This window comes from Adlercreutzia sp. ZJ242 (genome assembly GCF_011038995.1).
Classification (GTDB): Bacteria; Actinomycetota; Coriobacteriia; order Coriobacteriales; family Eggerthellaceae; genus CAAEEV01.
Genome location: NZ_JAAKEE010000003.1, coordinates 82,644 through 109,154, shown reverse-complemented (window position 1 = coordinate 109,154; position 26,511 = coordinate 82,644). Strand labels below are relative to the sequence as shown.

Annotated in this window: 36 protein-coding genes; 3 read left to right on the top strand and 33 right to left on the bottom strand. The window is 60.3% G+C overall.

Annotated elements, in window-relative coordinates; genetic code table 11:
• Positions 1 to 13: 13 nt before the first annotated feature.
• The 23 genes from G7Y49_RS01985 to G7Y49_RS01875 form a co-directional block, all read right to left on the bottom strand.
• Positions 14 to 721 (bottom strand): C39 family peptidase, encoded by a 708-nt coding sequence (locus G7Y49_RS01985; protein WP_206214518.1) that lies wholly within the window; start codon positions 719 to 721, stop codon positions 14 to 16.
• Positions 722 to 736: 15 nt separating this feature from the next.
• Positions 737 to 1,015: a phage holin gene (locus G7Y49_RS01980; RefSeq protein ID WP_165170711.1), complete on the bottom strand. Its 279-nt coding sequence runs from the start codon at positions 1,013 to 1,015 to the stop codon at positions 737 to 739.
• Positions 1,016 to 1,026: 11 nt separating this feature from the next.
• The gene (locus G7Y49_RS01975; protein WP_165170709.1) at positions 1,027 to 1,272 is read right to left on the bottom strand and encodes a hypothetical protein; all 246 of its coding nucleotides are present in this window, start codon (positions 1,270 to 1,272) and stop codon (positions 1,027 to 1,029) included.
• A 65-nt stretch (positions 1,273 to 1,337) separates the two neighbouring features.
• Complete coding sequence (locus G7Y49_RS01970; protein ID WP_165170707.1) at positions 1,338 to 1,709, bottom strand: hypothetical protein; 372 nt, start codon at positions 1,707 to 1,709, stop codon at positions 1,338 to 1,340.
• An 11-nt stretch (positions 1,710 to 1,720) separates the two neighbouring features.
• On the bottom strand, positions 1,721 to 1,876 hold the full coding sequence (locus tag G7Y49_RS01965) for a hypothetical protein (protein WP_165170705.1): 156 nt from the start codon (positions 1,874 to 1,876) through the stop codon (positions 1,721 to 1,723).
• A 10-nt stretch (positions 1,877 to 1,886) separates the two neighbouring features.
• Positions 1,887 to 4,682, bottom strand: coding sequence for a hypothetical protein (locus tag G7Y49_RS01960; RefSeq protein ID WP_165170703.1), 2,796 nt, complete (start codon positions 4,680 to 4,682; stop codon positions 1,887 to 1,889).
• Between the two features lie 10 nt (positions 4,683 to 4,692).
• On the bottom strand, positions 4,693 to 5,079 hold the full coding sequence (locus tag G7Y49_RS01955) for a DUF6711 family protein (protein ID WP_206214517.1): 387 nt from the start codon (positions 5,077 to 5,079) through the stop codon (positions 4,693 to 4,695).
• Between the two features lie 10 nt (positions 5,080 to 5,089).
• Positions 5,090 to 9,295, bottom strand: a complete 4,206-nt coding sequence (locus G7Y49_RS01950) for a hypothetical protein (protein ID WP_165170701.1) — start codon at positions 9,293 to 9,295, stop codon at positions 5,090 to 5,092.
• A gap of 48 nt (positions 9,296 to 9,343) precedes the next feature.
• Positions 9,344 to 9,784: a hypothetical protein gene (locus G7Y49_RS01945; protein WP_165170699.1), complete on the bottom strand. Its 441-nt coding sequence runs from the start codon at positions 9,782 to 9,784 to the stop codon at positions 9,344 to 9,346.
• A complete protein-coding gene (locus G7Y49_RS01940; protein WP_165170697.1) occupies positions 9,769 to 10,119 on the bottom strand; it encodes a DUF5055 domain-containing protein in 351 nt (116 codons plus the stop codon). The genes G7Y49_RS01945 and G7Y49_RS01940 overlap by 16 nt, the downstream gene beginning before the upstream one ends.
• A 30-nt stretch (positions 10,120 to 10,149) precedes the next feature.
• The gene (locus G7Y49_RS01935; protein WP_165170695.1) at positions 10,150 to 10,599 is read right to left on the bottom strand and encodes a phage tail protein; all 450 of its coding nucleotides are present in this window, start codon (positions 10,597 to 10,599) and stop codon (positions 10,150 to 10,152) included.
• 4 nt (positions 10,600 to 10,603) lie between these two features.
• Positions 10,604 to 11,008 (bottom strand): hypothetical protein, encoded by a 405-nt coding sequence (locus G7Y49_RS01930; RefSeq protein ID WP_165170693.1) that lies wholly within the window; start codon positions 11,006 to 11,008, stop codon positions 10,604 to 10,606.
• The gene (locus tag G7Y49_RS01925; RefSeq protein WP_165170691.1) at positions 11,005 to 11,496 is read right to left on the bottom strand and encodes an HK97 gp10 family phage protein; all 492 of its coding nucleotides are present in this window, start codon (positions 11,494 to 11,496) and stop codon (positions 11,005 to 11,007) included. Before G7Y49_RS01925 ends, G7Y49_RS01930 begins: the two co-directional genes overlap by 4 nt.
• Complete coding sequence (locus tag G7Y49_RS12050) at positions 11,493 to 11,723, bottom strand: hypothetical protein (protein ID WP_206214516.1); 231 nt, start codon at positions 11,721 to 11,723, stop codon at positions 11,493 to 11,495. The genes G7Y49_RS01925 and G7Y49_RS12050 overlap by 4 nt, the downstream gene beginning before the upstream one ends.
• A gap of 137 nt (positions 11,724 to 11,860) precedes the next feature.
• Entirely contained in the window at positions 11,861 to 12,181 is a 321-nt protein-coding gene (locus G7Y49_RS01915; protein WP_165170687.1) for a phage head-tail connector protein, read from the bottom strand.
• Positions 12,182 to 12,192: 11 nt separating this feature from the next.
• A complete protein-coding gene (locus G7Y49_RS01910; protein ID WP_165170685.1) occupies positions 12,193 to 13,203 on the bottom strand; it encodes a coat protein in 1,011 nt (336 codons plus the stop codon).
• A 19-nt stretch (positions 13,204 to 13,222) separates the two neighbouring features.
• On the bottom strand, positions 13,223 to 13,882 hold the full coding sequence (locus tag G7Y49_RS01905) for a hypothetical protein (protein WP_165170683.1): 660 nt from the start codon (positions 13,880 to 13,882) through the stop codon (positions 13,223 to 13,225).
• A gap of 48 nt (positions 13,883 to 13,930) precedes the next feature.
• Positions 13,931 to 15,529, bottom strand: coding sequence for a phage portal protein (locus G7Y49_RS01900; protein WP_165170681.1), 1,599 nt, complete (start codon positions 15,527 to 15,529; stop codon positions 13,931 to 13,933).
• A gap of 215 nt (positions 15,530 to 15,744) precedes the next feature.
• Entirely contained in the window at positions 15,745 to 17,397 is a 1,653-nt protein-coding gene (gene terL / locus G7Y49_RS01895; protein WP_165170679.1) for a phage terminase large subunit, read from the bottom strand.
• A 78-nt stretch (positions 17,398 to 17,475) separates the two neighbouring features.
• Positions 17,476 to 17,832: a hypothetical protein gene (locus G7Y49_RS01890; RefSeq protein ID WP_165170677.1), complete on the bottom strand. Its 357-nt coding sequence runs from the start codon at positions 17,830 to 17,832 to the stop codon at positions 17,476 to 17,478.
• Positions 17,829 to 18,047 (bottom strand): hypothetical protein, encoded by a 219-nt coding sequence (locus G7Y49_RS01885; RefSeq protein WP_165170675.1) that lies wholly within the window; start codon positions 18,045 to 18,047, stop codon positions 17,829 to 17,831. Before G7Y49_RS01885 ends, G7Y49_RS01890 begins: the two co-directional genes overlap by 4 nt.
• On the bottom strand, positions 18,044 to 18,646 hold the full coding sequence (locus G7Y49_RS01880) for a recombinase family protein (protein WP_165170673.1): 603 nt from the start codon (positions 18,644 to 18,646) through the stop codon (positions 18,044 to 18,046). The genes G7Y49_RS01885 and G7Y49_RS01880 overlap by 4 nt, the downstream gene beginning before the upstream one ends.
• Positions 18,647 to 18,657: 11 nt before the next feature.
• The gene (locus G7Y49_RS01875; RefSeq protein ID WP_165170671.1) at positions 18,658 to 18,888 is read right to left on the bottom strand and encodes a helix-turn-helix transcriptional regulator; all 231 of its coding nucleotides are present in this window, start codon (positions 18,886 to 18,888) and stop codon (positions 18,658 to 18,660) included.
• A 394-nt stretch (positions 18,889 to 19,282) separates the two neighbouring features.
• On the opposite strand from G7Y49_RS01875, the gene G7Y49_RS01870 reads away from it, so the two are divergent.
• The 3 genes from G7Y49_RS01870 to G7Y49_RS01860 all read left to right on the top strand — a co-directional run bounded on the left by G7Y49_RS01870 (position 19,283) and on the right by G7Y49_RS01860 (position 20,508).
• Positions 19,283 to 19,609 carry a hypothetical protein gene (locus tag G7Y49_RS01870; protein WP_165170669.1) on the top strand — a complete coding sequence of 109 codons (327 nt, stop codon included), beginning with the start codon at positions 19,283 to 19,285 and terminating at the stop codon, positions 19,607 to 19,609.
• A gap of 76 nt (positions 19,610 to 19,685) precedes the next feature.
• Positions 19,686 to 20,129: a hypothetical protein gene (locus tag G7Y49_RS01865; protein WP_165170667.1), complete on the top strand. Its 444-nt coding sequence runs from the start codon at positions 19,686 to 19,688 to the stop codon at positions 20,127 to 20,129.
• Positions 20,130 to 20,145: 16 nt separating this feature from the next.
• Positions 20,146 to 20,508 (top strand): hypothetical protein, encoded by a 363-nt coding sequence (locus tag G7Y49_RS01860; RefSeq protein WP_165170665.1) that lies wholly within the window; start codon positions 20,146 to 20,148, stop codon positions 20,506 to 20,508.
• Positions 20,509 to 21,051: 543 nt separating this feature from the next.
• Here G7Y49_RS01860 and G7Y49_RS01855 read toward each other — a convergent pair.
• The 10 genes from G7Y49_RS01855 to G7Y49_RS01810 all read right to left on the bottom strand — a co-directional run bounded on the left by G7Y49_RS01855 (position 21,052) and on the right by G7Y49_RS01810 (position 26,501).
• The gene (locus tag G7Y49_RS01855; protein ID WP_165170663.1) at positions 21,052 to 21,678 is read right to left on the bottom strand and encodes a hypothetical protein; all 627 of its coding nucleotides are present in this window, start codon (positions 21,676 to 21,678) and stop codon (positions 21,052 to 21,054) included.
• 242 nt (positions 21,679 to 21,920) lie between these two features.
• Positions 21,921 to 23,540 carry a phage/plasmid primase, P4 family gene (locus tag G7Y49_RS01850; RefSeq protein ID WP_165170661.1) on the bottom strand — a complete coding sequence of 540 codons (1,620 nt, stop codon included), beginning with the start codon at positions 23,538 to 23,540 and terminating at the stop codon, positions 21,921 to 21,923.
• A 72-nt stretch (positions 23,541 to 23,612) separates the two neighbouring features.
• Positions 23,613 to 23,762 carry a hypothetical protein gene (locus G7Y49_RS01845; protein ID WP_165170659.1) on the bottom strand — a complete coding sequence of 50 codons (150 nt, stop codon included), beginning with the start codon at positions 23,760 to 23,762 and terminating at the stop codon, positions 23,613 to 23,615.
• Positions 23,759 to 24,190 (bottom strand): hypothetical protein, encoded by a 432-nt coding sequence (locus tag G7Y49_RS01840; protein ID WP_165170657.1) that lies wholly within the window; start codon positions 24,188 to 24,190, stop codon positions 23,759 to 23,761. The genes G7Y49_RS01845 and G7Y49_RS01840 overlap by 4 nt, the downstream gene beginning before the upstream one ends.
• Entirely contained in the window at positions 24,187 to 24,456 is a 270-nt protein-coding gene (locus G7Y49_RS01835) for a hypothetical protein (RefSeq protein WP_165170655.1), read from the bottom strand. The genes G7Y49_RS01840 and G7Y49_RS01835 overlap by 4 nt, the downstream gene beginning before the upstream one ends.
• Positions 24,453 to 24,767, bottom strand: coding sequence for a hypothetical protein (locus G7Y49_RS01830; RefSeq protein WP_165170653.1), 315 nt, complete (start codon positions 24,765 to 24,767; stop codon positions 24,453 to 24,455). Before G7Y49_RS01830 ends, G7Y49_RS01835 begins: the two co-directional genes overlap by 4 nt.
• A gap of 378 nt (positions 24,768 to 25,145) precedes the next feature.
• Positions 25,146 to 25,472 (bottom strand): Lar family restriction alleviation protein, encoded by a 327-nt coding sequence (locus tag G7Y49_RS12470; protein ID WP_370519560.1) that lies wholly within the window; start codon positions 25,470 to 25,472, stop codon positions 25,146 to 25,148.
• A complete protein-coding gene (locus G7Y49_RS12465) occupies positions 25,469 to 25,810 on the bottom strand; it encodes a Lar family restriction alleviation protein (RefSeq protein WP_165170651.1) in 342 nt (113 codons plus the stop codon). The genes G7Y49_RS12470 and G7Y49_RS12465 overlap by 4 nt, the downstream gene beginning before the upstream one ends.
• A complete protein-coding gene (locus G7Y49_RS01815) occupies positions 25,807 to 26,040 on the bottom strand; it encodes a hypothetical protein (RefSeq protein ID WP_165170649.1) in 234 nt (77 codons plus the stop codon). The genes G7Y49_RS12465 and G7Y49_RS01815 overlap by 4 nt, the downstream gene beginning before the upstream one ends.
• Before the next feature lie 185 nt (positions 26,041 to 26,225).
• Positions 26,226 to 26,501: a hypothetical protein gene (locus G7Y49_RS01810; RefSeq protein ID WP_165170647.1), complete on the bottom strand. Its 276-nt coding sequence runs from the start codon at positions 26,499 to 26,501 to the stop codon at positions 26,226 to 26,228.
• Positions 26,502 to 26,511: the final 10 nt, after the last annotated feature.

The following is a 26,511-nucleotide window of genomic DNA, read 5'->3' as shown; positions in this document are numbered from 1 at the left end:
CAGTCACTCCAATCTATTCCAACGGCGCATAGCCTCTGTCGGCTATGTACACGGCCTGTCGACCGTTCGCCGCATATGCGTTTTCGAATTTCGAGAACGGGTACTCTTCAAGTCCTTCCAGCGGGTCGTAGCACGTCACGGTATCCTCGCCGACGGCGAGCAGCGTCACGCAGTGGGGGTTCTCCAAGAGGCGGTACCCGCTCTGCTCGTAGCCTGAGGGAACGCCCTCCTCGATGCCGATGGTCACCCACACGACGCACGGGGCGGGGAGGGACGAGAGCGGGGTTCCGCTCAGGTCTAAGACCGTCTTGTCCGACGGCAGGAAGACCTTTGCCGTGTCGACAACGCAAGGCGCCATGCAAGCCCACCCGTAAGGCGTACAGGGGTCTCCCCAGAAGCGGTTGACGAAGTCTGAGCCGTCGCCCTTCGGCATGGCATCAGCCACCTCCGCCTTCGTGGCTGGAATGTCGTTCAGACGGAGGGTCGTGCCGAGCGCCGTGGCCTCGCATCCCGTCGGAAGCTCGGGAAGCTGCATGTCGGCCTCACTGCTGAACCGAAAGGTCTCCACGACTTCGTGAGTTGTCACGTCGCTCACCGGCGTCAAGAAGTCGTTCGCGTCGTCGCTTGCAACCTGTCGGTCGTCAGCCCGCCCCGCGAGCCATGCTGTCGCGAGGCAGGCCAAGATGACGAGAGCCAAGATCGCAAGACCGCCTTTTGACATGCGGCCCATTGTCGGTCAGCCCTTGATCTGCTCTTCGAGCGTCTTGGGTCGCTTGTAGGACATGGCCTGCAAGCTGTCTCCCAAGCCCTCCGTCGTCGGGTCGATGACGACTCCGAGGATGGTGAGAATGGCGAACACGGTGCCGACCGCAGCGACGATCTGATCCTGCAGCGCGGTGAGGTCCAACGTCACACCGCCGATGCCAGCCACCTGCTCTACGAACAGAAAAAGCGCGGGGATGATCGCAAGCCAGAACACCTTGTTCTTGATTCTCGCTTTCCAATTGATGTTCATCTCTCTTCCTCCTACATCTTGTCCTTAACCTTTTCGAGGTCATCCTTGAGCTCGTCGTGGCGATGCCACATGGTCGCCATGTCGCTTTCGAGCTTGAAAGTACGCTCCACCACGCCGTTGTGCTTCTCGACGCTCTTCGACAGGCCGTCGATCATCGTCTCCACCTTCGCGAGTCGTGCCGAGAAGGCCGTGTACGCACCCGCAAATGTTATGAGGGCCGAGATCAGGCTCGGCACGAACGCCGATACATCAAGCATCTGCATCACCTCCTTTCGATCCTCCTTGCCGCGGTACCTGCGCGAGCACTTGCGAGAATCGCCTTCTAGTCCTCGAACATCCACTCAAGCTCAAGCAGCTCCTTGCCGCTGAGCTGCCCGATCGCTTCGTCATACTTCAACTTGAAGAGATCGGGCTCGTGCTCGATGGTTGAGAACCGCCCGATCTCGTCGAGGAAGTCGGGAAACTTCTCGGAGGTGACCTGAAGGGACACCGAGCCAATCGGGTTACCCTTCTCGTCAACGTCCGCCTCGCCGTACTTCATGACTAACTCGTCGCGAACTTTTAGGTACTCCCTCAGCTCGTCGCGCAAGATGCGCGAGTTCCGTGCCGCGGCGTAGCCGATGACGTCCCTGCGATCCAGGTGATGCTCGACGGCGTCGAGCATCTGCTCCATGTCGTGGTTCGAATACTTCATCGTCGTCTCTCCTATCCCTGAAGCGTTGACAGAATCAGATCTAGCTTCCTGTTGATCTGCTCAAGCTCTTCGTTGATCCCGTCCGGCGCTTGACCTTCAGGCTCAGTCGCCTCGGACTGATCCGGCGGGATTCCTTCCGTGGCGTCATACAAAGGTTCTGTGGACATGGTTTCCTCCTTATCCCGTGTGCGCTACCGCGTCTGTGAGCAAGCCGTTCTTGAACGTGAGATAGCAGTTCGTGTACCAATAGGCGGCAGAGCCGCTGCTGCTCATACTGGTGATCTGAATGAAGGGCATCCTCATGCTGACGCCTCCGCTCGCACCGCCTGTGTTGGGGTCAATCCAGAGGTTGTACGCCCTGTAGTTGTGGAAGTCCGTGTTGCACGCGACGTGCAGGCGGCCGGCTGTCCACGACCCACCGCCTGACATCGGCAGACTCTTGTTTGCGTAGGTGAGCTTCATGGCGTAGTTCGCTGCGCTTGAACTCGTCCTAGTCGCCCATGTCATATACGCGCCAGCTGGCTCGAGATCGAAATTCAAGCCGTACTTCGAATAATCGGTAGCCAAGGTATTTGTACCGATAAGCCCTAACTGCGTATTGTTTGAGCCGTATTTAAGATGCAGGCCGCTTGAGTTCAGCGTCATCTTGTCGTTGTAGATCTGAGACGAGCTGATGGTAAAACCACCGACCTTCCCGCTGGTGGCTGTGATGACGCCCGTGCTCGTGACCTTGAAGTAAGAGCTGTTCACCACGAACGTGTTGCTGTTGAACGTCACGGTGCCTGCTGTGATGGTTATGGCCGTGTTGTCGTTCTTGAACGCGTTGCGCACGCCCGTGAGGTCGATCGTCCGCGTAGTGCTCTTGCCGTTGGCGGAAAGGACTATGCTCGCGGTGTTCCCGAGGCGCGCGTTGCTCACGCTCAAACTGATCGAGTTCAACCCTACCGTCAGCTCGCTCTTCGTCGCATAAGTCTTGCTCACGTTGAGCGTTATCGAGTCTGACGTGGCCTTTATCTTCGACAGCGCTCCGGCATCGACAACGTACCAGTAGCTTCCCGAGTAGACGAAAGTGATCACGTCCTGCACATCCCAGTAATAATCGGACGTGAGCGCTGCACCGTTCAAATAGATGGGCTTGGCACCCGTGCCGTTGACGTTCAGCGTCGGGTCGGAGGCCGTGTTCCTGTAGGTGAACTTGACGTTGATCACGGCCCCCGCCCTGAGTGAGAACCCGCTGCACGTGACGTACTTCGCCGTAGTGGCCTGGGCGGTCGTGCAGGTGCCGTACAGCGCGCGGATGCCGTTGATAGACTCCGTCAGCTTCTCGCTGCCAATTGTCACGCAGTCTCCGGCAATCGAGACGATGCCGGTGTCCACATCAGCGCTGAAGACGGTCTTACCCTCACTCCTCACGACGAGGGCACCTGTCCTGATGTAATCGGCGTCGAGACCGATGGCGTAGATCCTGTTGAGTATCGCGTCACCGTTCACGTCGAGGCCGTACGGATACGTCCTGCCTCCGTCAGTTGAAATGCCGAAGGCGTTTGCCGTCAGCTTCCACACGATCCTGGATTCCGCCAAGGTCGGCTTGTCGTGCATGTAGTAGACCGTAGACCCATCAGTTTTGATCTCCGTGGTCATGTACAGCCCAGATGATTCGGCAAGTTCCGCTGCAAGGTTCTCAACCGCCTGCACGCGCGCGGTCTTCTCCCGCTTCAGGGCGTTCCTCATCTTTACCACGGCCTTTGTCGTGGCGCTGAACGACGTCGCCTGATTTCTGCTAGGGGACTCGGCCCCGCAGGAGAACGCCTCATAGCTGCCGACCTTGTACGTGAGGGACGTAAGGTAGCTGCGATACTGATTCTGGAGCCTGTCTGTGAGGATCACGGGGTCTCCCGCCTCTACAGCGGGATTCCCGATGGCGCTCACGCCGAAGGGCCTGAACCGCATGCCGACGACGCGAATGCCCACCTGCCTTGCGACGGTACTGGCCTCGCCGAACAGGATGAGCGGGTTCTCCTCGATTGACAGCACATAGCCTTGCGAGCCGTAGAGAGCTGTCTCGCCCTCCTCGCCAGCAGTTCCGTCGTCATCTCGTTCGTCTTGGGCGGTGACGCTCACACCTGTCACGACTACATCGTCAGTGCAGATGGTCTCGCTGGCGAGAGCGAACAGGCTAGCGTAGACGTTCGCGCCGAACTCACCGCCCTCAACGGCGTCTCCGCTTCCATAGCTGTCGAAGTTGCCTCCGTCGGCCGTGTCGCCGCTGGCGTAAGGCTTCGCGTTGTCGAACTCCTCGCCGTCGATCCAGTCCTCCATCTCGAATGCCGCCGTGTTGTACCAGTCGAGCACGAGATGTCCGCTCGCGTTGCAGCGAGCGAAGTTTCCCGACGCCTGCGCCGCGTGCGCGATCATCTGCAAGCACGTGAGAGCGTCGTCTTCCGGACGCTCCCTCACGACGTATGTGCTGTTGACGAAATTGCTCGCCTTCAACGTCACGCCGCACTTTCGGCAGATGTCAGCTACGATGGTGCCGAGCGTGGCGGGGTAGCTCGTCGCAACGTCCGAGTAGGGATGCTCGAACTTCCTCATGTTGTCAAGCGCCACGAGCCCTATTGTGCTGCCGTAGGCTTCGGGCTTGTCGACACCGTAGACTCCCTTGCCAAGCCATTCGACGCCGCCGCTGTCGAGCTGCACGCCTACGTATGGTGAGATCGTCGCGCCTTCGAAGTCGTACTCGTCGAAGCGTCGGTCGTAGTTGTTGAGCGTCACGCCGAACTTGTTGATGATCGCGGCGCCGATGTCGAACGACTCATCACTCGACACGGCGTCATCAAACGAGACGCTGCCCATCATGATGTCGTCGCCGACAAGGTATCTGGTGTTTCCGTTTGCGAGTCTGAGCGTCGCCTTGAACATCGTCTTTGAGTTCTGGGCGATCTTTGTGCGGAACTCGAAGCTTGTGCTGAGCATTCCGCACCACCTACCGCTCGATGATGTCGAAGGAGAGCGTCGCGTGACGCGTCCCCCTCGCCTTGAGGTTGAACCACTTGAACGGGGCGGATCTGTCTCCGACGTAGAACTGGCGGACGTTCCAGCTGTTCTCCATCGGGTCGTGGTATCGCACGTACACGTACTCGGGGTTGAACGCCTTGAGGATTTCCGATGCCTGGGCGGCCGTCGGGAAGTTCCACGTGATGCTCATCTTGCGCTTCTGGCTCGTCCGCATCTTGTACATGGTGTTGCCGGCATCCTGCACGCGACCCGCGTCGGCTGCGGAGATGTCCTGAAGGCCCCATGTGAGCTGCGCTGGGTCGAGGGATATGGGAGTCAGGCTGGATGCAGACGATCCGACGTAGAGCATTGGCATGGCACACCTCCTATGCGAATTGGATCTCGGGTTTCAATTGGCCGCGACGCGCCATGGACGCGTTGCCCTTGTTGACAGCGCGCGCAAGCACCTCGTTGCCCACTTGGAGCACCATCGTCACGTCGCCGTCTTGACTAGGCTGGAAGCTGGGCAGGACTTGGAGCATAGCGCTGATCACGCCGCGCTCAATGCCCTCCACGATCTGCTGGTTGTTCGCGACCGCAGACTTGCCGCCCATTGTGCCGACCATCTCAGTCAGGCCGTCCTCGCGGGCCATGAAGAGCTGGCCCGATGTCGGGAAGCCGCCTTGCGCGTACCAGCTGATGCCGTTGAACTCCGGGATGGAAATACTTCCGAACGGGCCCGAGAACTCGCGCCAGCTCCACTCGATATGAGGTAGCTTCGGCGCTGGGATCTCGATGTGCATGCTCCTGAACAGGCTCTGGATGGGTCTCACGATGCTTCGATCAAACCAGGAGCACAGGTCTCCCCACGCAGATTTGATGGTGCCGACAGGATTTGACAAGAAACCTCCTATCGCGTTGCCAGCTACCTGGAACGCGTACTTGACATCGCTGATCGTCGGCTCCAAATTGCTTCTGTACCAGCTGTTTATGTCAGAGCAGAGGCTTTGCCAAGCGTTGCCGACATCGCTTTTGAAGCCTTCGAACTTGTTGCCGGCGTCAGACCAGGCCCTGTTCCAGCTGTTGCCGAAGTCAGAGCTGAACCCATCCCACCAGCTTCCGAGGTCTGACAAGAACACGTCCCAGTTGGATTTAATCTCGCCGGTCTCGAAGTCGAACTTGTTGGCAGCCTCGCCGAGGCCGCTCTCCGTCTTGTCAACGATGCCCTGATACTGTTCGTCTGCGTGCTGAAGCGTCAGGTTCTTCGCCTCTTCCGCGGCAGCGACGATCTCGTCGTAGCGCTGTTTGTCGATGTCGCCGGCTTCGAGCATCTTCTGCGCGACAGCGACCTGATTCGCGTAGTCTTCCTCCGCAGTTGCCTTGCGCTCGTCGCGAACGCGCTGAGCCTCCTGTATGACGCTGCTCGCAGCTTCGAGAGCCGCAGCTTCGCTGTTGTTCCTCATGGCCTCGTTGATCTTCGCGATCTCCTCCGAGGAGGCGCCTGAGGTCTCGATGAGCTGCTGATACTGTTGGTCAAGGATCTCGTTGACGCGGGCGGACTGCTCTTGCGAGAGGGCTACGCCGTTCTCCTTCGCGGCGTTGAGTATTTCGCTGATCTCCTGCGTGCCTGACGCAATGGCTGCTTTCTGCTGGTCGTAGGACTCGTTCACGCGAGCTTTCGCGCTCTCGATCTCCTCCGCTGTCATGAAGCCGGCCATCGCGTCAATCTGCGAAAGCTCCTCGTTGCGCTTCGCGTCGAGGTTATTGAGAATCGTGTCGCGTATGTCGGCGCACTTGTCGCCGACAGACTGAACGTCCTCATCCGTCACGACGGCATCGCTGAAGCTGATCTGGTCGATCTCATTGATAGCGCTCTCCATCGAGTCGAGGGACGTGCCGAGCTTGCCTGCTGTCTCCTCGGACGCGCCTGCCAGAGCGTCCATGCTCTCCACGCACGGGTCGGCGGCGTAGCCAATCGCCCTGACGGCGAGCGTCACCGCCTCGAAGGCGAGGAGCGCGGCGCCAAGCGGGGCACCGACGCCGCTGATCACCATCGCCAGACCTGCGACGGTTATGCCGAGGTCTGCGAAGTCCAGGTTGAGCGCACGCACCACGCCCGAGGCTTTGTCCCCGACGAAGTCGGAGAGCTCCTTGAAGGCGCTGATGACAGGCTCCAAGAAGGAGAGGTCGATCCCGGTGAGGCTCCTCACCCAGTCGGCGAAGGCACCAGCCGCGCTCAAGGCGAGCTCAGCTATTCCGCCCAAGACATCGGGTATGCCCGCAATCAGGCCAGGCACTTCTTCGAGCCATCCGCAGATCTGAGCAACGCCGTCCCCGAACCTCTCGCTGTTGAGCCAGAGGTCTGCTGTGCGGCCGACGATGACCGCGACTGCGGCTGCGACACCGGCCAGCTTCAGCCCGCCAATCGACTTGGCGATGTCGCCGGCTTTCGCAGCGGCGAAGCCCAGGCCGATGCCTATGTCGCCTACCAGGCCACCGATCTTCATCTTGGACGGGTTGCCAGACCTTGACAGGTTGTCAGCCAGCCTCATAGCGCTGCCGCCAGCGACCTTCAGCTTGCCTGAAAGCGCGTCCAGGCCGCTGATAAGGCCCTTGCCGATCTTCCATGCTCCGATGCCCGCTCCGATCCCCGCCACCGCAGGTGCGATCTTCTTCAGGCCGTCGATCATCTTGTCAGCGAGCCCGTCGCTGAGCTTTGTGATGTAATCATCAAGGCCGGCGAGGAAGTCGTACGTGTCGAGGGGCAGGTCTAGGCCGCCGCCCCCGCCGCTCCCTGCACCGCCTCCTCCTGCGTCTCCGCTGGCGCTCTCAGGCGTATCGTTGAGCTTGTTGAGCTCGTCGAAGCCCATGACGGTGTTCTTGTACTCCTGTACCTTCTTCTTGGCCTTGTCGGCAGCCTTACCTGAGTCATCGAGGGAGGCAGTCAGGTCATCGACGCCGCCTGTCGATATGCCGCTCGTGTCAAGCGTCGAGTAATCAACCTCGAATGACGCGTCGATGCCGAAGAAGCTCGCAATCGTCTGAGCGAGAAGGCGAATGGCCTTCGCCGCTGCAATCGCGTAAGGCAATATCATGTTGAGCATCGGAATGAGTAAACTGCCCACTGCGCGCGCGGCAAGCGTGACCTGAGCCTGTAAGACGCGCAGCTGGTTCGCGGGAGAGGCGATGGTGCGCGCCATGTCGCCATGAACCTGCGTCACCTGGTTCATGATCATGTAGTAGCGCAGACCGACCTTCTCAGCTTGCGTCATGGATTGGGTGCTCTTGTCTATCCCCATCTTCGCCAGCTCGAAGTTCATTCGGGCGTCGGAGAGATCCCAGCCGAGGCGCCGAAGCGGCTCAAGCTCGCCTGCGACGCCGGACTGTATCTTGAGCATCGCGTCATCGACGGAGATGTTGTAGAACGACGAGATGTCGTAACCGAGCTGGGTGAGCTGCTGACTCATGACGGCTGCCCTGTCAGCTGTGTCGCCCATGCCTGTGATCAGCGTCTGAAACACACCTTGGTTTCGCGCCCACTGCCCGAAGTCAATGCCCATCACGTTCTGCACTGTATTGCCGAACTCGGCAGCCGATTCGGTGTACCCGCCCATCGAAGCCTCGAAGAGGTTCATGTTCTCTATGTACTTGTTGACCTCGTTCACGCATGAGGCCATGCCGTTCCAGAGGTAGTGGAAGGCCAGGTTGAGCGTGCCGAACTTGCCGATGACGGAGACGGCACTTGTGGCGGTTTCCTTCATCGACGAGTTGAGCGTGCCGTTCGCAGAGGTGACGGTTCTCGTCGCGGCGGCGACGGTGCGAAGGGAGCTCGGCATCTTGTTGAACGCGGTCTTCAGCGAGTTCGCAGCGACCGCGAGGGACTTCAGCCTCGGATTGAGCTGATCGAGCTGTGCCACCAAGCTTCCTACGTTAAGCGTCTCGTACTGCTTCAAGACGGCGGGAAGCTCGCGGAGTCCGTTGAGGGCCGTCGTTATCTTCATTCCGTTGAGCTGCTTGAGCGGGAGGAGCGCAGAGGCGAGGCCCGTCAGGCGGGATCCAGCCCCTTGGGGAAACGCTGACACCGCCTGCGCCAACTTATGCAGGTTGTTCGGCACCGTTGCGCTGATCTTCACCCCGCTTAGGTGCTTTAGCGTGGAGAGGCCCGCGACTCTGCTGGCCGTGTCTGTGGGCATGAACGCGAGGGCCGTCGCTATCTTCGTCAGGTTACCTCCCAGCGAAGAGCTCATCTTCACGCCGTCAAGCGCCTTGAGGGACGCAATCGGCGCCAAGCGCGCCTGCGAGTCTGCGGGCATCAGAGACACGGCCGCCGCAAGCGATTTGACGCTGCCGCCGACGCTGCTGCTCAGCTTGAGGTCACTGAGCTGCTTGAGGTTGTCGAGCCGCAGGTTCGAGGAGGCGTTCTTCAAAGCCGAGATCCCGCGAGAGAGATCCGCCAGCTTTGTTGCGTTGCCCCCGATGCTCGACTCAAGCCCGACCAGGGCGCTGCTCAGGTCTTTTATGCCGCGCACAGCGTCAGAAGCGGTGCTCGACACTTCGATAGATAGCTTGTCGATGCTTCCTTCCGCTGACATATCGCTTCCCTTCGTAGATGCTGAAAGAAAGCGAAACCTCTCCTGCTTCTAAAACTCCCCTTTGGCGGCAGCCTGCCGCTCAACCATTTCGGCGTTGATCTTCTCTGCCAAGGCCATGAACACGGCCTTGTTCTTCTCCATCCGAGCCTTGCTCTCGTCTCTCTCGGTTGTCTCCCGCTTGGCAAGCACCGAGAAGATCGGGTCACGCGGATACTCGTGCGGTGTGCCCCCGCCAAAATCCCTGAAAGCTGGGGCTGCTGCATAGAGGGCTTCAAAAACGTAGACCCCGGCTCGCCATTCCGCGAGATAGCGGTTTTCTCTCTTTATCTTCTCCGCCTCTCTGTATGAGGCGGCGAGCCTCGGATCTCCGTGCCAGAACTCGTCCGCAGGCATCCCGATTGCCAGGTAGGTCGGAAAGGTGTCCCAGAAAAGCTCTGATGCGTAGACGTATACCTTCTTGTTGGACGGATCGTCTACACTGCCGTCCAACTGATCGTTTTTCCCTCGTCGGAATCCTCTAGCAGCGAGTTGACGCAGACGATGTACATTGCCGTGAGGGTGCGGAACAGCTTTACCTTGTCAGGCATGAGATTCAAGATGGCGTCAAGGGTAGATGCCTTGATGTTCGGATGATGCTTCAGGAACGAGCCGTAGAACAGCCCCGTCATCGCCGTAATCTTGCCCGCGTTGACCTCGGCCATCGACACGTCGAAAACCTTCTCGGTTTGGGCTACGGTGTCCCGGTCGAACTCCATGGTGTACTCAGTTCCGTTCCATTCGAACGTGATCTTGGTCGCAAGTTTGGATGCAGTAGGGTCAGTCATTGCAGAACCTCTCTTTCTGTCAACTAGCTGCTAGGCGCCTGTGGCCTGGTTGAGCTTGATCTCGGTGCTCGGAGCGATGGAGATGCCCATGTCCTGAACCGCGCCGACGCCGGCGCCCTTCTTCCAGACGGAGAGCTCCCCCTTGAACTCGAACTTGCCAAACGATCCGTCGGGCGTGAAGACCTCGCCTTCCTTCTTGGCGCCGAACCAGACGGCGTAGTTCTCTTCCTTTCCAGCGTGCTCAAGCAGCGTTTTGTAGTCTTCCAGCTTGTAGTTGGCCGTGAACTCAAGGCCGCCGCCCGTGTCGAGGATGTCGTTGATGTAGGTGTGCATCATGTCGCTTAGGGTAGTGGTGTCGAGCGTCGGCGGGGCGCTGCCGAGGTCGGGGAACTCCTTGATGTCGACGAGCTTCGTATAGGTCGTACCGTTTGCGGAGTTCATCAGGTACGTCATGCTGGTGTTGTGCGCCTTTTCGGTCATTTCCTTACCTCCAATACATGTTTCCGTCTTTGTCGACCAGCCCCGTGAACCTGCCGACGTAGCGGTAGATGCTCGGGTCTGCTGCGTTGTCTATCGGGCGAGCCGTGAGCCTCTTCATGTTGTAGAAGCGCAGGCGCTTGTCGATGATCGCCAGGATCGCCCTGCATTCCTGCTTGGCGCCCGACTCAGAATTGCTGTAGACGTTTACAGTCCAGATGATCGCGTTTGCGTTCTCCTCTCCCGAGGAGTCCCGACGCGAGTCAACCTCGCTGCTGAACGTCTGCTCGATGAAAACGGCAGGGAACTTCGGCGGCGAGATTACGTGCTCACTCGAAACGTATGCGTCTGGGAACTCAGCTAAGACGAGCCGAGCAAGTTCGTCGTACAGTCCTGCCTCGATGTCGATCACGTTCTGAACACCTCCCTCGCAATCTCCAAGATCGCCTGCCTCATCTCCTCGGCACTTGCGGCCATGTAGGCGTTCGCCGTCTGACCGCGCGTGCTGCGCGTCTCCCCGTTCCGGTCGCGGTAGTACCACCTCGTGGGGTCGGCCGAGTCATGCGCAGCCGGCGTCCTGCGCTCGTCGTAGCCCCATCCGGCAGGAAGATTGCCGGGATAGGTGCCCTGTCCGACGACGCCTGTGCCGAACTCGACGAACGTCGCATACTCTCCCTCGGACACGACCAGGTACTCCTTGTCGCCAGACTTCTCGAACCTGATGCCTCCTGCAAGCTCGCCCGTGTCTTTGCGGACATGGGAGACGGCTGCATCGACGCCTGCCTCCGCCAAGCGCAGGCAAAGCTCCTCGCTCTTGCCTTCCAGCTTTTCCGCGTACTCATCGAGTCGCCGAGCAGCTGCCTTGACAGACTCAGCCGACAGCCCGAGGGAGATCTTCATCGGCGAACCTCCACCCGCTTGGCAGCGATCACCGTGTAGCCGCCCTTGCGGGCGACCTTCTTCACGATGTGGTCATGCGGGCTCGGATTGCCCAGATCACCAACCTCTGCGTCGATCCACAGCACATCGGCCTCGGACGCCTCGAAGCCGGGGTCGGCAATCGTGATGACCCTGTCGTAGTCGAGGTTAACCCCGAAGTAAGCTCCCTGCGCTTCGCCTCGGGTCATCGAGACGCTGGGCCAGAACAAGGCGGGCGCTGTGCGTACGGGCACGTTCTTACCCGTCAGCCTCCCGTCGATCTCCTGGGCTTCGAGCCTCGCGAACCTGGCTATGTAGACAGGCTGCGTGTCCCTTTCGAGGTTCCTCATCTCGGAACACCCGCATGAGGCGTGATCCCGAACAGCAGGCTTGAAGGTATGCCTGCCGACTCGTAGCTGCGGGAGACCCCGCTCTCGCTATGGCTCGTCTCGCCCTCCGCTCCGCGACGGTTGACGAGGTAGACGGCGATCTCAACAGTCTGCGCATGGTACTTCTCCGGAACGTCGTCCCATGCTGCGTCTGCGTAGGGCCACATGCGGAATACGACGGCTCCCTTGGCAATGTCGAGGTAGTGCTCGACGTACTTGTCGAAGCGCTCGTCGTCGACCAGCATCTTGACTGCGGATAGCATCTCCTCGTCAGTCATCGCTAGCTCTCCTAAGCCGCGTGGCCGGGAGTGGTCATCTTGCCGATGAGGATGGCCCGCGGGTCGCTGTACGCAAGCTCCCAGTTCGCTTTGGCGAAGAGCTGGGCGTTGGTCGGGGACTCGGTCATCGCGCTCGGCTTGACGAACGAGAAGCCGTTGGGATGGATCGTCTCACGCTTGCGAGTGCCGATGAAGTCGACGCCGCCCTTCGTCTTCGGGTCGCGCCACGTCTCGACGGGCTTGGTCACGGGAGCCGGCGCGTAACGCAGCGCACCTCGGCCGAACAGGTAGGTGTCGTACGTAGCCGGCGTCGAGCCGTCTCCGCTCGCCGCTGTGTAGGGCGTGCCGTCGTCGATGATGCACAGAATCCCGTTCACGTCGATGGTGCGCACCTGGCGCGTCATGCCGTTCTGATCGGTGTACTTCAGATAGTTGGCGCGGTTAAGATCCTCGAACTCCTGGGCTACCGCAGAGTGCATGATCGCCATGACGATATTGTCCTTGTTGTCGCCCCAGATCTCCTGCGTCACGTCGGAGAGGGTGTTCTCGTTCAGCGCCGTCTTGGTCACAGCATGGCTCTTCATCTTCGTGACGCCGAGCACCGCGTTGGTGATTCCGATGATTCGCTTCTGAGTCTGATGCACGTACCACGGCGCGATTCGCGCCGCGATCGCAGACATGGGCTTCGCCGAGGTGAAGTCGGAGATGAACTGGGGTGCCTCCCACGCCTTCATGCGGCCGAACACGACGCCGCTCTGGCTCGCGCCGGTGATCTGGTCGGTCGTCATGTCGGTCTGCCCGTCGTAGTTGTCCTCGTCGCCGTCCGCCAGAGCGTTGTAGAACGGCATGGTGTAGGTGTTGCTCCCGTTCTGCACCAGAGACGCGATGTACGCGTCGTTGACCATGGCGCCGCTGGACACCATCGCGTCGCGGACGAGGTTGGGCTGGTTCTCGAAATGCAGCGCGAAGATCTCCTCGTCAAACGGGAAGGACGTGCTGCCGACTGTCACTGTTCCTGGCATATCCGTTTCTCCTTAGTCTCTACTTCAGTTGCGAGAGAATCGTCGGGTCTGCTTCCTTGAGCGCGATCTGCTCAGCATCCGACAGAGCAAGGAAATCCTTGAGGGTGGTCGGAGCGCCGTCGCTATTGCCTCCGCCGCCATTCGGCTTGGGATTGCCTCTCAGCAAGGCGTCTTCCGTCTCTTGCTTCACGGCTGCGCGCTGCTTGCTGACCGTGTCCACGATTCGCTTTGCGCGCGCCTTGGTCTCCTCGCCGTCCTCGCTCGTTACCTGCTCGACCAGCCCAGTGATGTCAGCCTCGTCGAAGCACCCCGCCTCGACGAATATCGCCTTGGCGTCGAGCGAGTTCGACTTCAAGGTGAACTCACGCTCACGCTCCTCAGCCGCCTTCTCGCGCTGCGCAAGCCGCTCCTCGTCACTCATGCCGGATTCGAGCTTTGCGTTGGCCTCGTCAAGCTGACGCTTGTAGTCAGATTCGCTGGCCTGAGCCTCGACGAGAGACGCCTTCGTCTCATCGCGCTCGGCCTCTGCGTTCTTGAGCTTGCGCTTGAGGGGGTTGAGCTCGTCGCCGACCTTGTTCAGCAGGCTGTCAATCTCCTCGTCAGTTGCGTTTGGGAAGATTGCCTTGACGTCTTCTCTCTTCACCGCTTCCGCCTTTCTCCGTCTACGCCGCTTGGTCACGCGGTCGGCACCGCACGGATTACATCTGCCACTTGACGCAGTGGCCGCCTATGCGCTCGCGGCATTTGCCGCGCTGCTGCCGTCATCTGGCTCAGGAACGGTTGCCTGCGACCCACGCTGAGAGCCTTGCTCGACGGCTTGGCTCCTGGCAACGGCGAGAGCCGCCTCTCCCACGCCCACGTCGTTGGATTCCGCATACTCGCACGATTGCTTGTAGGCGGCGTCCGGGTCGGTGAACAGGCCGCACGCCTGGAACGCGAGCTGAGGATGGATCTTGCCTGTCCCAAGCATCGTTGTCAGAACTTGCGCCTTGGCCATGATGTTCTCGTAGTTGCGTCGGTTGAACGCGAGCTCGATGTCGCGTATGCGCAAGTCCAGGTCGCAGTCCTTGCTCTGTCGGCAAACGCTCATCGCCACGCGCAGGAAGTCCCTCTCGGAGCGCTTGAACTGAAGCTCGTAACTCTTCGCATGGGACTCGGCGAGCGTCCACCCGTCACGCAGCAGCACTGCGGCGCCCGTGTCAGACGTCGAGCCTCCCTGGCCGTTGCGGTTCGGCATGCCGCAGATGTTCACGACGCTCTGGTAGAGGTCTTCCTTGACTGTCTGCGTGCCGATCTGGTCGAGCGGGTTGTTGAGCATTTCAATTGCTGCTTTGACGCTGGGGTCGAGGCTCCTGATCTTCACGGCGCCCTTCTCGCGCATCTCGTCGTAGTCGTCGCCTGAGATGTCGCAGTCCTTGAAGACCATGAGCGCCTGCACGATCTGCTCGATGTCATCGAGTCGGTTTGACTCAACCTTGTTGATCGCGTCGAGGAGCGGGAGCACCGGCTCGAACACGCCCATCCGCGCGTTGTTGAGCCTGTACTCGACGACTGGGTTCGCCCTGTAGGTATGCGGCTTGCTGTCGACGATTCTTCCGTCGACGATCTCGAAGTAACCGCTGTTCGTGTAGACGGTGTAGATGGTCTTGCCCTCGTCGAAGTCGTGCGAGATGAGCACGCTCATGAGCATGCGATGGTGGTATCTGCTTGAGCGCACCACGAACGTGTCGCGCGGGTCGAGCACATACAGGTCGAAGGGTGCGTCGCCCTCCTCCGCGTCGTACTCCGAATCGACCTCGCACATGCGGTAGCCCAGGCCGCACACGCACATCCACTCGAAGAGGTCACGGTCGTGCGACGCCTTGTCCTCGGCGAACATGAGCGTGTTCAGCTCGTTCACGTCTGCGAGCGTGTCCTCGTACTCGCCGTTTGCCTCGCCGTCGTCGGCCTTGCCGCCCTGCATGCGGCAGGTGTACTGCAAAGGCTCCGCAAGCTGGTAGCCGATCTTGAACGCGACTATCTCCTGGGCGTGGTTCTCAACCACGTCGTTCTTGATCTCGGGACGAACCTCTTTCTCGCGCCACAAGATTGGCTGCACGCCCTTGTAGTAGCGCCAGAGGTAGCCGATCTGGGCGGCGTTGAAGGCATGGGCCGCGAGCGATTCTTGAAGCACGTCGACGACATTGCGCTCGTCAACGAGCTCGCAGTCTGAGTAGATAACCTTGCGGCCCTTGAACGCGCCGGCGCAGACCCCGTCTAGCGAGGGCTTATGCGACTCGCTGGGCGCGTGCCCCGTCTCCTGCGCGTTGTTCACGTTGTCAGCCAAGCTCCACATCCCTGATTCTCTCGAAGACGGTGCGAGCCGGCCGTATAGCGCGAGGGGAGCGCGCCTGCCGCAGCATGTGGCGCGACGACGACCGGATCACCGACAGCGGAGAGGTTCCGCCGCCGCGAATCCTCTCCGCTTCTCGATCGGAAGGCAACAGCGATGTGCAATGGGGTGCTATAGATTTCTTTGCGACGCAACGAGTTCCTTCTGGGTCAGAACGGCCGCCTCATCGCCTCCACCGTCGCCGGTATCAGCAGAGTCACGAACCGCTTGTACATGCTCATCGCGTCGGGCACGTCGTCGTGCTTGTTCTTGCCCTCCGTCGTATAGCTCGTGAGCTGCGCCATTGCTCGCCGGTAATCCTCGTCGTCGGGCTCTCTCTTGAAGTAGCACCTCCGCTTGATCCATTCGGAATCGACGAGGATGCGCGTCTCCTTGTTCTCGGTGGAGAACTTCTTCCTCATGTCGATCACGTGTCCGAGCTCCCTGCACTTCTCGGCCACCGAATCGGCGACGCGGCCGCCTGCGCTGTTCGACTCGTAGCAAGCCTTGCCGACGCCGTGCCTCGCCAGCGCGCCGGCGAGCCTCGGCTCAACCACCTCGGGCAGGCCGTTGTCGCACGTGAAGTGCTCGATGTAGTGCCTGGTGCCGTAGATGTAGCCGATGGGCTGCACGGCGTAGTCCGCGCCGCGATCCTTCGTGTCGCACACGGCGATGATGCCGTCAGGCTCCTCGTCCGGCAGCTCGTCGTAGTAGTTGAGCTCGGCCTTGGGGAACATCAAGCCGCCGATAAAGCGCGGCGCGCCCATGTACTTCGCATCCCAGGAGTCTCCCTCGCCGGCCTCTTCCAGCGAGTCGCGCATGTCCTCGTAGTACTTGGTCGAGAACCCCAGGCCGTAGAGGTAGTCGAAGCTCGTCTCCCCGCTCTCGTCGAGCGCCGGGATGATGATCACGCGGCAGCGCCTGTTGCCCTCGTTCTTGTCGATGACGCGTCCGATCACGTCGTTGGGCACCCACCTCGTGCCGACGTGCACCTCCTTCGCGCCGTCCAGCATGCGGTCGCGCAGCTGGTTGAGATATGCCGCGTACAGCTTGTCCATGCGCTCGGCCGACAGAGCCTCCTCACGGTCTGACACGAGGTCGTCGCAGTACAGCCAGCCCTTCCTGCCGACCTCTACGGCTCCCGTCAGCGTGCCGTCGACCGAGCGGCACGTGAGCGACGGGAAGCGCCCCTTGCGCTTCAGGTGGATCGTCTCGTCAGCCATGCTCTTGTCGACGAGCGGGGAGTCGGGGAACACCTCGGCAAATCGGTACGTCTCGTCGTCGGATATTATGCTGAGCGCTTCCATGTGGAAGCCCTTCGTGAGCTTGTCTGAATGCCCGCTCATGACGTTCGCGCTCAGCGGCTCGCGCCCCATCTGCCAAGTCTCCGCGAACACGCCCGTCGTCGACTTGCCGACACGCGGCGGGAGCGACACGATCAGGATGTCGAGGCGGTCGTCCGCCAGGTCTTGGAAGCCCTCGCACACCGGGTACAGCACGTGGCGCCTCGGCAGCCAGAACCTCTTGTCTGGCTCACGCCTCCACTCCATGAAGAGCATGTAGCTGTCCAGGTCGGCTCGCGCGTTCAGCTTGAGGATCCCCTCGATGCAGCGCATGATCCTCTCAGCCTCCGCGACGTCGGCTCCGCACGCCACCACCTTGTCGCTGGCGAGCTCCCTGATGTAGCGCGCGTAGGCCATCTCCGCCACAGGGTTCTCCTCCAAGAAGGAAGGCAAGACGGACAGCGCGTCCTCGAACGGCTCGGCCGACGCCTCGCCGAGCGCCTTTGCCGTGATCGCGTCGAGCAGCAGCTGGTTGTTCATGTAAGACCTCCGAAAACAAGAAAGGTTCCACCGTTTGCACGGCAGAACCTCTCCGTTTTCAGATTCCCCTTTTTCGAGCTACTTCTGCATCTTCAGCAAGTCCCTCAAGATCAGGAACGGCGCGGCGAGCACATGGAGCACCGTCGCCACGACGAGCGCCACCTTGCACGAGGCAGCTTTGCGACTCTTGCTCGTCTCAGCCGGAGCGGCGTCGGAGACAGCTCCGGCGAGAAGCTGGCCCGGCAGCTCGCCCCTCCGGTACCTCCGCATCCACTCGTCGTCCTTGCGCGTCCTGCGGAAGAGCAGCGCCGCCAAGACGACCGTCAGCGCGAAGAGCGCCAACCCGGGCGCGCCGACATCCTGCGCCAAGGCGACGAACCCGAGCAAGAGAGCCGTCGCGCCGAGCCATCTCTTGACGAACAGCCTGTAGTTCACGGTCGCCCCCTTCCGAAGTCAGCCTTGATTATACGCGCACGGCGCGGCGCCTCCGCCGGCTTCGGGGCCAAGACGGTCTGGAACCACCCGCAGCCGTCGCAGCGCCACACGGCCGCGTCCTGGTTGAGCGGCGTGGGCTCAAACCTGAGCAGATGCACCAGGCAGCTCGGGCAGATCCTCTTCTGCCGCGCCATCGACTCGAAGTACGGTGTCATGCTCGCAGCCTCCCGTCCTCGATCATGTTGTACACGGTGCCGCGACCTACGCCCAGCACCCTGGCCGCGGCGGCCTTGCCGCCCTCGCGCAGCGCGCGCTCCGCCTCTGCGACGACAGCCGCGTCGTGCACGGCCTTCGACCTGCCCTTGTACTTGCCCTGCTCCTTCGCGATGGCTATGCCCTCCGCTTGGCGCTGGCGGTTCTTGTCGCGCTCAGTCTGCGCGACGTAGGCGAGCAGGGACAGCAGCATGTCCTCGACGCAGATTCCCAGGGATCCCATCTCGCGGAACTTGGCCGAGTCGAAGAAGTCCAGGTCGAGGCACCTGATGCCGACGCCCTCCTCGCGCGTCAGCCGCCTCCACTCCTCGACGATGTCGAAGTAGTTGCGCCCGAGGCGGTCGAGTGAGTCGACGAGCACCACGTCGCCCTCCGACACGACGGACATGAGCGCGTCGTAAGCCTCGCGGTCGAGGTTCTTGCCCGACGCCTTGTCGACGTACAGGTTGCCCTCGGAGACGCCGAGCTCCCTCATCTTCCGAAGCTGCCGCTCCTCGTTTTGCTCTCTGGTCGACACCCTGACGTAGCCGTAGACCGTCATCTCAGGTCACCCTACCCCTCGATTTCGAACGAGCCTGCCGGCATCTTCTTGTCGCACGGCATGAGCACGATCCTGTAGTCGAGCACGCGCGCCATCTCGACGGCGAGCTCGACCGACACCTTCTTCTGGGTCGAGAACATCGTGTTGACCGACTGGGGCTTGACGCCCCTGCGGCGGGCGAGCTCCGCCTTGGTGACATTCTTGCTCTGCATGATGGACGAGAGCGCTTCTACGAACTTCATCTGGACTCCTTTCGATATAAGGTTTATACCTTATAAGGCTACGGCCTGTCAAACGAAATTTTTATTTTTCTCGGCTAGTCGGAGCACTTACCTACCCCTTTTCCGCACTCCTTATTTACTGCCCGGGGCTCGCACGACCGCCCGCGATCAAGCATATGAGAATCTTCCCAGCAAAAGCAGCGCGACGCACCGACTATACAAACAACGAGCACAAACCGGGGCGCAGGGTAAATATAGCGTTGTTCAAATAGGGCACACCCAAAACACACGGTAAATAGCATAAGGCCGTGACCTTATATTTTTCACCTTTGAGGTATTTACAATAAGGCTATAGCCTTATATCATGCCTTATATAAGGTTAAAGCCTTATATATCGCCTAGAAAGGGGCTGACAATGCAGTACAACGTATATTTGACCATCGGGCACAACGTAAAGGGCACGCCCACGCACACGACGAAAAGCGTTTGCGATAACGTAAGCGCTTTTCTGGGGATCGAGGCATATACGGCTATTCCGTGCTTCGGCATGTGGCGGGGCGAAGCGGAAAGCAGTACGCGCGTTGAGGTCTGCGCGCTCGACCGCGCCCAGGCCGAGGGCATCCGGGAACGCATCCCGGCCCTAGCGCAAGCCCTCGCCCAAGATTCGATCATGTGCGAGGTGCGCGAAGCTCGAACCGCGTTCATCGAGGCGGCCGCGATCCAAGCCGCCAAAACTGCCTAAAAGCAAAGCGCCCCGCGAGCGGTTGCAGCGTTCGCGGGGCTTGATGGAAAACCACCACTTGAAAGGATACAGCAAAATGAAGGTTTTCAGCTACGAGAGCAACGGCCACAGAATCCAATTTGTTTGTGATTCACGCAAAACTCGAAACGGTTTTGCTCACGACGCGGCATGCATCATTGACGATGATGTATTGGGGCAGATTGAAGCCACTTGCAACTATTACAATCGCACGTGGGAGCGGTACACGTTTCAAACCGTCTGCAAGAAGATCGCTCACGAGCAGGCGGCGAACTGCTGCAAACGGGAAAGGCGGCGCTTTATGGAAGAGCGCAACTATGCGCGCATGACCGCAAAGCGCAAGGCTGAGTTTACCGAGTGGATCAACGAGAACGCAAACGATGATCTGCGCTTGTGGTGCGACGTTTCCGCGCTCGTTGCAAACTTCGACTTGATGGATCCGCCGTATCCGGAATGGTACGGCCACAGGCCCAGCACGTTTACACCGTCCTACTTCGCATAGATAGAAGGTGTTTAAATTGACTGCTCCGAAGCTAAGTAACTCACAAGCACTGAACGCTGTGCGTAATGACATCTGGCAAGACCTCGAAAAGCTGGGAATAGCGGAAGTGCGTCGTTATATCAACGCGTTTCCATATGAACCCGACTATAATTTGGCACAGTACGGAAATATGCTCGTTTATTATAACGACGTTCGGGAGCTCTTCTTTTCCGCCGGCTATACGAAATACCGCGAAACCTGGAAGCGTGCGACGTGCGACCACAGAATAGGCGAATACAAAATTGATGATTACGAGGTTTGGAAAACGTATCTTGTGGAAGTAGGGCGAATGGCGCAAGCCTTCGTGAAAGCACACTGGTTCGGAGAAGGGAGGCACTAACTGTGTTACTTCTAAATCTCATCATTTGCGTTCTTGTGACGCCGCTCGTCATACTCGCAAAACTCCTAGACATGCAATAAAAGAAAAGCCCCGCGCGCGGGGCTTTTCTTTTACCTGAACGCCTGACGCGCACCAGCGCCCGGGTGTTTTCTTTTGCTCGCAAAGCCTGCTCATAGGCCCGTCAGAAGCCCGTTTACTCTGTTTATGGCTTGGGGTACTACTCGGAGAGAAATAGCGCCTTGTGCGCGAGTGCAAACACCTCATATGCGATTCTATGACTTCCCGTCGTGCCCCGCTGACGTGACAGCCCTCGGAAAACACTTCGAGCGCTCTTTCCCCGGCACTTGAGCGCCCCGCACGCCTTGGGGCTGCGCAGCTCGCGCTCCCGCCAACGCGCAAGACCCGCAAACGAGAAAAGCCCCCGGCGCATCGCGCCAGGGGCTTCGTTCCCATGCGTTCTGATCCCAAAGTCGAAAAGTCGCGAAAGTCGGAAGGCTCCGAGAAGGATCCAGGAAGTCGGAAAGTCGCGAGAGTCGCAGGGCCTCAGTCGTCCTGGGCCGGCGGCAGAGTCGCCACCTCAGCGCCCTCTATCTCGATGACCTCAGGCTGCCTTCCGAGCTGGCGCGCGTACTTCGCCGCGACCTCCTCCGGGCTCGGCAGGCTGGTCTGGTTGACCTCGACGCGCTGGACGCGCACGGTCTGATCCTCGTAGCCGAAGTAGTTCTTCGCCAGGAAGAACCACTTGACGGGGTTTCCCTTCTCCTCGGTTAGGTAAATCTCCCAGGAAGTCTGCAAAAAGTCGTAAGCTTTTTTGAGCACGTTTACGCACGCCGGGGTTACTCCCTTCCATTTCCTGTAGTGCTCGCTGCCCGTGCAGACGCCCCAGAGCGCCTGCCTGTTCATGCCGAACGCCTGGGCCATGGAGTTCACCATGGGCCTGATCCCGAACTCGTCACACAGATCCAGATAGTCGTAGAACCTCCGCATCAGCGCGTCCTCGTCGTCCCATGCCGGCTCCTCGAACGCCATGAGCCTCTTGCCGAACCTCATTATCCTTGAGTTCACGCCCGGGTCTACGTTCTCCATCCGCGTCGCCACGGCAGGGTTCCTGTCGTCCTTGGGCAGGTTCGCATGGCTTCTAGGCGAGCGCCCGCTTCCCTTACCGCCCATGTGCGCCGCCCCTCCCGCCGACGATTCCGATCAACGCCATCGTCCTCACCTCCGAAAGTCGAAGCTGACAAAATGACACTTTCTATATTTTTATTTTTAATACGCTTTTATTCTTATTTCTCACATGTACGTATAATTAGTAAATGTCAATTTGTCATAAATACTATGTTTTACCAGTTCACAAAGATGACATTTTGCTCTGCAAAGAGACTTGCTTTTGCAAGAAATGTCATGTTTTGTCGCTATGTCAGCCTTATCGTCGGCTTGCCTGCGACGTTTCTGCCAAATCTCACGGCGCTTTCCGACGTTTTCGAGCTAGGTTTTGCCGCTGGCAGCAGCGCCACGCCCTTGTACACCCGGGAGCCGTCGCTGGCCCTTCCTGACGAGATCCCCGCCGATTCGAGGGCGTTTCTCATGTTCCTCAGCATGAACGTCTCGCCCTGCGCCTCACAGTAAGCCCTCGCCGCCTCCTTGAACTCGCTCACCGGGCACTTCCGGTCGCTGCCCAGGTCGCAGCGCTCGTCGAGGAACGATTGCAGCCACGACTTCGACACGCTCAGCCACGCCTCGGTGGCCCGCACGACGCACTCGGGAGGGTTCAGCCCCTCCTCTAGGTACATTTGGTAGCCTTCGAGCATCCACGTCAGCACGGTGTACATGCCGTCCGGCGACTTGAACCTGTCGGCCAGCGTGAGGTCTCGCTCCTCCGCCGTGAAGCTGCGCGTGAACTCGATCACGAACATGTGGCGCGGGTCGATGGCGCTGGGGTCTCGCACGACGGGTAGCGCGTTGCAGTGCATCCAGACCGTGAACTGGGGCACGTAGCTGAACTCCTCGCGGTGCAGGTGGCGGGTGCTGATCTCGTCGGTGCCGCTCGCGAGCTTCTTCACCATCGCCCCGTTCAGCTCGGCGCCGAGCGGGGGCTCGGACACGTCCACGAGCCTCTTGCCGACGAGCCCCGCGAGCACGGGGTTCGCCGCCGTGTAGTTCTCGAACCTGTTGACGAGCAGGAGCCCCGAGCTGGCGCTGCCCGCGTAGTCGCCGAGCACGTGCTTGACGACGTTCATGAGAGTCGACTTGCCGTTGTCGCGCTTGGCTCCCCAGAGCACGAACGTGGCCTTCTCCGGGTTCCCGCCGTAGAGCGAGTAGCCGAGCGCCCGCTGCAGGAACGCGGCCTTGTCCTCGTCGCCGTCGGTTATCTCGTCAACGAAGCCGTCCCACCTCTCGTCGTAGCTGTGGTCGATGTGCCTGAACGTGCTGTCGAGCTCGCCCCTGACGCGCTTGGTGACCTTGAACGCGAGCGTGTCGTAGCCCTCGTCGACGCCGTTCATGCCGCTGAGCCAGTCGGCCCTGTCGGCGGGCAGCTCTCCTGTGGCGAGCGACATGACGCCGTGCTCAGTTCCGAGGTGCTCTGGGGACGTGTCGAGCTCGGAAACGTCGATGCGCAGGCGCTCCTTCACCGAGCAGCGCATGCTCCTGGTGCACGCCGCGCTGTCCTGGCGCCTTGCGAAGCTGACGTAGCCCCCGATGCGCTTCCTCTCGTCGGGGTGGCGCTTGAGCTGGTCTTGCGCCCAGAGCAGCCGCGCCGTGAGGAAGTCCTCGACGGCGCAGTGCAGGTAGCCCTCGTCCCTCAGCTCGAACATGTCCCGGTCGCCGCGCACGACGCACCTGCCGATGCTCTCGCACCACCTCAGGTCTCCCAGGTAGTTCAGCAGCTCCTCGCGGGTGTTGCCGTCTGCGTACTCGACGGGCCTGTCGGGCGACAGCGGGTCGAGCGCGTCGAGCGAGCGCATGGCCGCCGCCGTGGCGCCGCGCACGGTCGACCCGTCGGACAGCTCGTAATCAGCGGTGCTCCACCTCATATGCTGCGTCCTCCCTTCGATCCGACGCGCGGCGTCGTGATGGTCTCCTCCATTGCAGGTAGCCTCCTCTCGTCATAGCGACGCCGCGAGCTTCGCCAGGAAGCACGCGAAGCTGATCACGACGTAGGCCGAGGACAGGAACGCGAAGATCAGCGCGACGACGAGGGGGACGCAGCCCGCGCACCCCGCGTCTCCGCCGCGCTTGCGGTAGTGCTCGCTCATTCCGCATCACGCGCCTCTCTTAGGCACAGGTCGCGCTGGCGGCGCAGCAGGTCGAGCCTCATGGCCGCGCTACATCCTTTCACACCGTAACGTTCTGCCGGAGTCTTGCCATCGACTTTGCTAGGGCATTTGCTGCAACTTTCATTGAAGCATTCCCAGTAGTCGTCCGTACACTTTAGCGCGTCCGCGTTGATTTTCTCATGCGCGTCAGCTTCCTGCGTGTAACGCTCGCGGTGGGTGAGCCTTTGCGGGTCGTACCACCCCATCACGCCTGTATCGCAGTTCATCAACTTGATGCTCACGTAACCCTCAGGTGCGGTAGGGGCCTCTACGGTGTACCTGCCGTCGTGTCCGATGTGCCAAACTGTGTCCCCGACCTTGATCGGCACGCCGTCAGAGTCCAGAACGTCGATCGGCTCGCCATTCATTTCAAGACCTCCTTCTCGACAGCGGCCAGCAGCCGCCTCTCCACGGCCTGCGCCTGCTTGATCGCGCGGGGCAGGTCGTAGGTTCCCTCAGCTACCCTCAGCTCACGCTCGTAGACGCTCTTGAGGACTTGCGACAGGCTCTGGTAGTACCTGCCCATCGGCTGCCACTTCGGGTTTCCGTCCTTGTCCTTCGCCAGCCTCCACAGCTGCCAGTTGTGCGCGTCCATGGGGCGCAGCTCATATTTTTCGAGGATTCTTATGATCATTCCTCGCCCTCCTTCTTGACTATCCTGCACCCGCACCTGGGGCAGTAGTCGAACCACGGCGGCCGCCTGCTGGCGGGCTTGTACTGCTGGGCGCAGGCCGAGCACGTCCATGCGAGCGGGAAGTCCTGCGGCACGAACTCGCCCTGGCCGCACTTTGCCCGCTCCTCCATCTCGCTGCGGCATACCTCGACCGTAAAGGAGCAGGTGCGCACGTCCCCGCGCTCTACGGACGCCCTCCCTGCCTTGATGCCTGCCAGGTAGATGTCGTCGAGGTCGGCGAACCTGCGGCCGTCGAACACGTATCCGCTCATAGGTCGACCACCTTAGCTCCGCAGTTAGGGCAGTAATTCGGCAATGCTCTCAACGTGACAGCTTCGTCACAGCTCCCAGATAAAAACTCACCGCATTCCGAGCAGTTCATAACGTACAACTTATACGCACCGTTGTTAGCACCCTCTACACACGCAATGGGCATGCATGTTCGCTCGGCTTTGAGGACTTCGTCTTCGGCCTCCTTCGGCCTCCATCCGTTAGGGCCTCCATCAGTGCCGTACAAGCCCCATCCGCACGCCGCCGCGTCGCACCTGTCGCTGTGGGTTGACACTGCTTGCAACAGACAGATCAGGTCGTTGCTGACCCAATGGCCGTACTTGCGCGGGATGCTGTAATAGCATGTCCCGCATGTCTTTTTAATCATCGTCATCCACCACCTTTGCGCCGCAGGACGGACAGTAGAAGACGTAAGACATACTCACGTGCCTGTGCCCGCATTCGCTGCATTCGAAATGCTGGGCGGGGTAGAAATAGTCTCTATCTTCTGGAACCGTGTCGAGGTTCTTGCACGTGCGCTCGGCTCGGTGGTTCCATTTGTCGACGGCCATCTCCGCGCTCAACTGCGCGCCTCCACAGCAAGTGCCGCAGTTGCAGCACTTGACATACCACATGTTCACGCCCGCATGGATGAGTTGCGGATCGCCAACATTCCCGCAGAACGGGCACGGCCTAAGCTCTATCATCCCTCCACCACCTTGCTGCCGCATTTTGGGCAGTATGCCCATCTCTCGTCGCCGAGGCTGTAGCCGCACTCTGAGCACTTCGGGCGCCTCTCCCCATACTTCATGCGTCCAGGCACTTTTCTGCACGTGCGCTCGGCTCGGCGATTCCATGCGCTTATAGCCTCTTGCGGCGTATCGAAGAAGTCAGTCTGGTTATGCATAACCGTTCCGATCATCGTCTTGCACCCGCGGCAATAGACGGTGAAATGGCGAAACGGGAGATGCTCGTTGTCCTCCGGCGCGGCCTCCAGGAGCCGCGCCTCCCCGCCGCAGAACGGGCACGATTCGAGTGCAATCATTGTTCTTCTCGCTTTCCCAACACGTGGATGACCCACTGGGCGGGTATCATGGCGACGCCGTACTGATATTCGCCGGCACCGACCTCGGTGCCGTCGGGTCGCTGATCGTGTCGCCACTTGCCGTTCCTCGGTCGCCCGAGGTCGTACAAGTCGTACTTGTCCGACAACGCCTCGCACTCTGCCAGCAGCTCTTCAGCAGTATCGGGAAACTGCTTGTCGTCGGTGATCATCGTTCGTCACCTCGCTCTCTCGAAGCGGTTATGGTCGAGCCAATAGCTCGGGCACCCGCGGAACAGCGCGTATCGCAGCCAGTCCTTGCGACGGTCTGCGTTCGCGCAGCCTCCCGTGCGTCCGTACAGACACGTAGAGCAGTCCCTTGGAACGTCCTTCGTGGCAATCACCCTGATCATGTTGCTCATACTCGCACCATCTCCGTGTTGCACATGCGCAGCCTTTTCACCTCTTTCGTCGTGCCGAGCTTGCGTTTGACGACTTCGTGTGTCGCAAGCGTGGCGACTCCTCCGTAGGCTTGCGTGATGAAGCCGTAGCGCTCGGCGAGGGCCATCACCTCAGCCCAATGCGCGTCGAGCGCCTTGAGACTCACACGGCCTTCCTCGGTGTCCAGAAACTCCTCAAGTTCGTCGATCTTTCCGTTGCTGTCGTACCTGACCTTGAACTCTGATGCTTTCATTGCCTCTCCG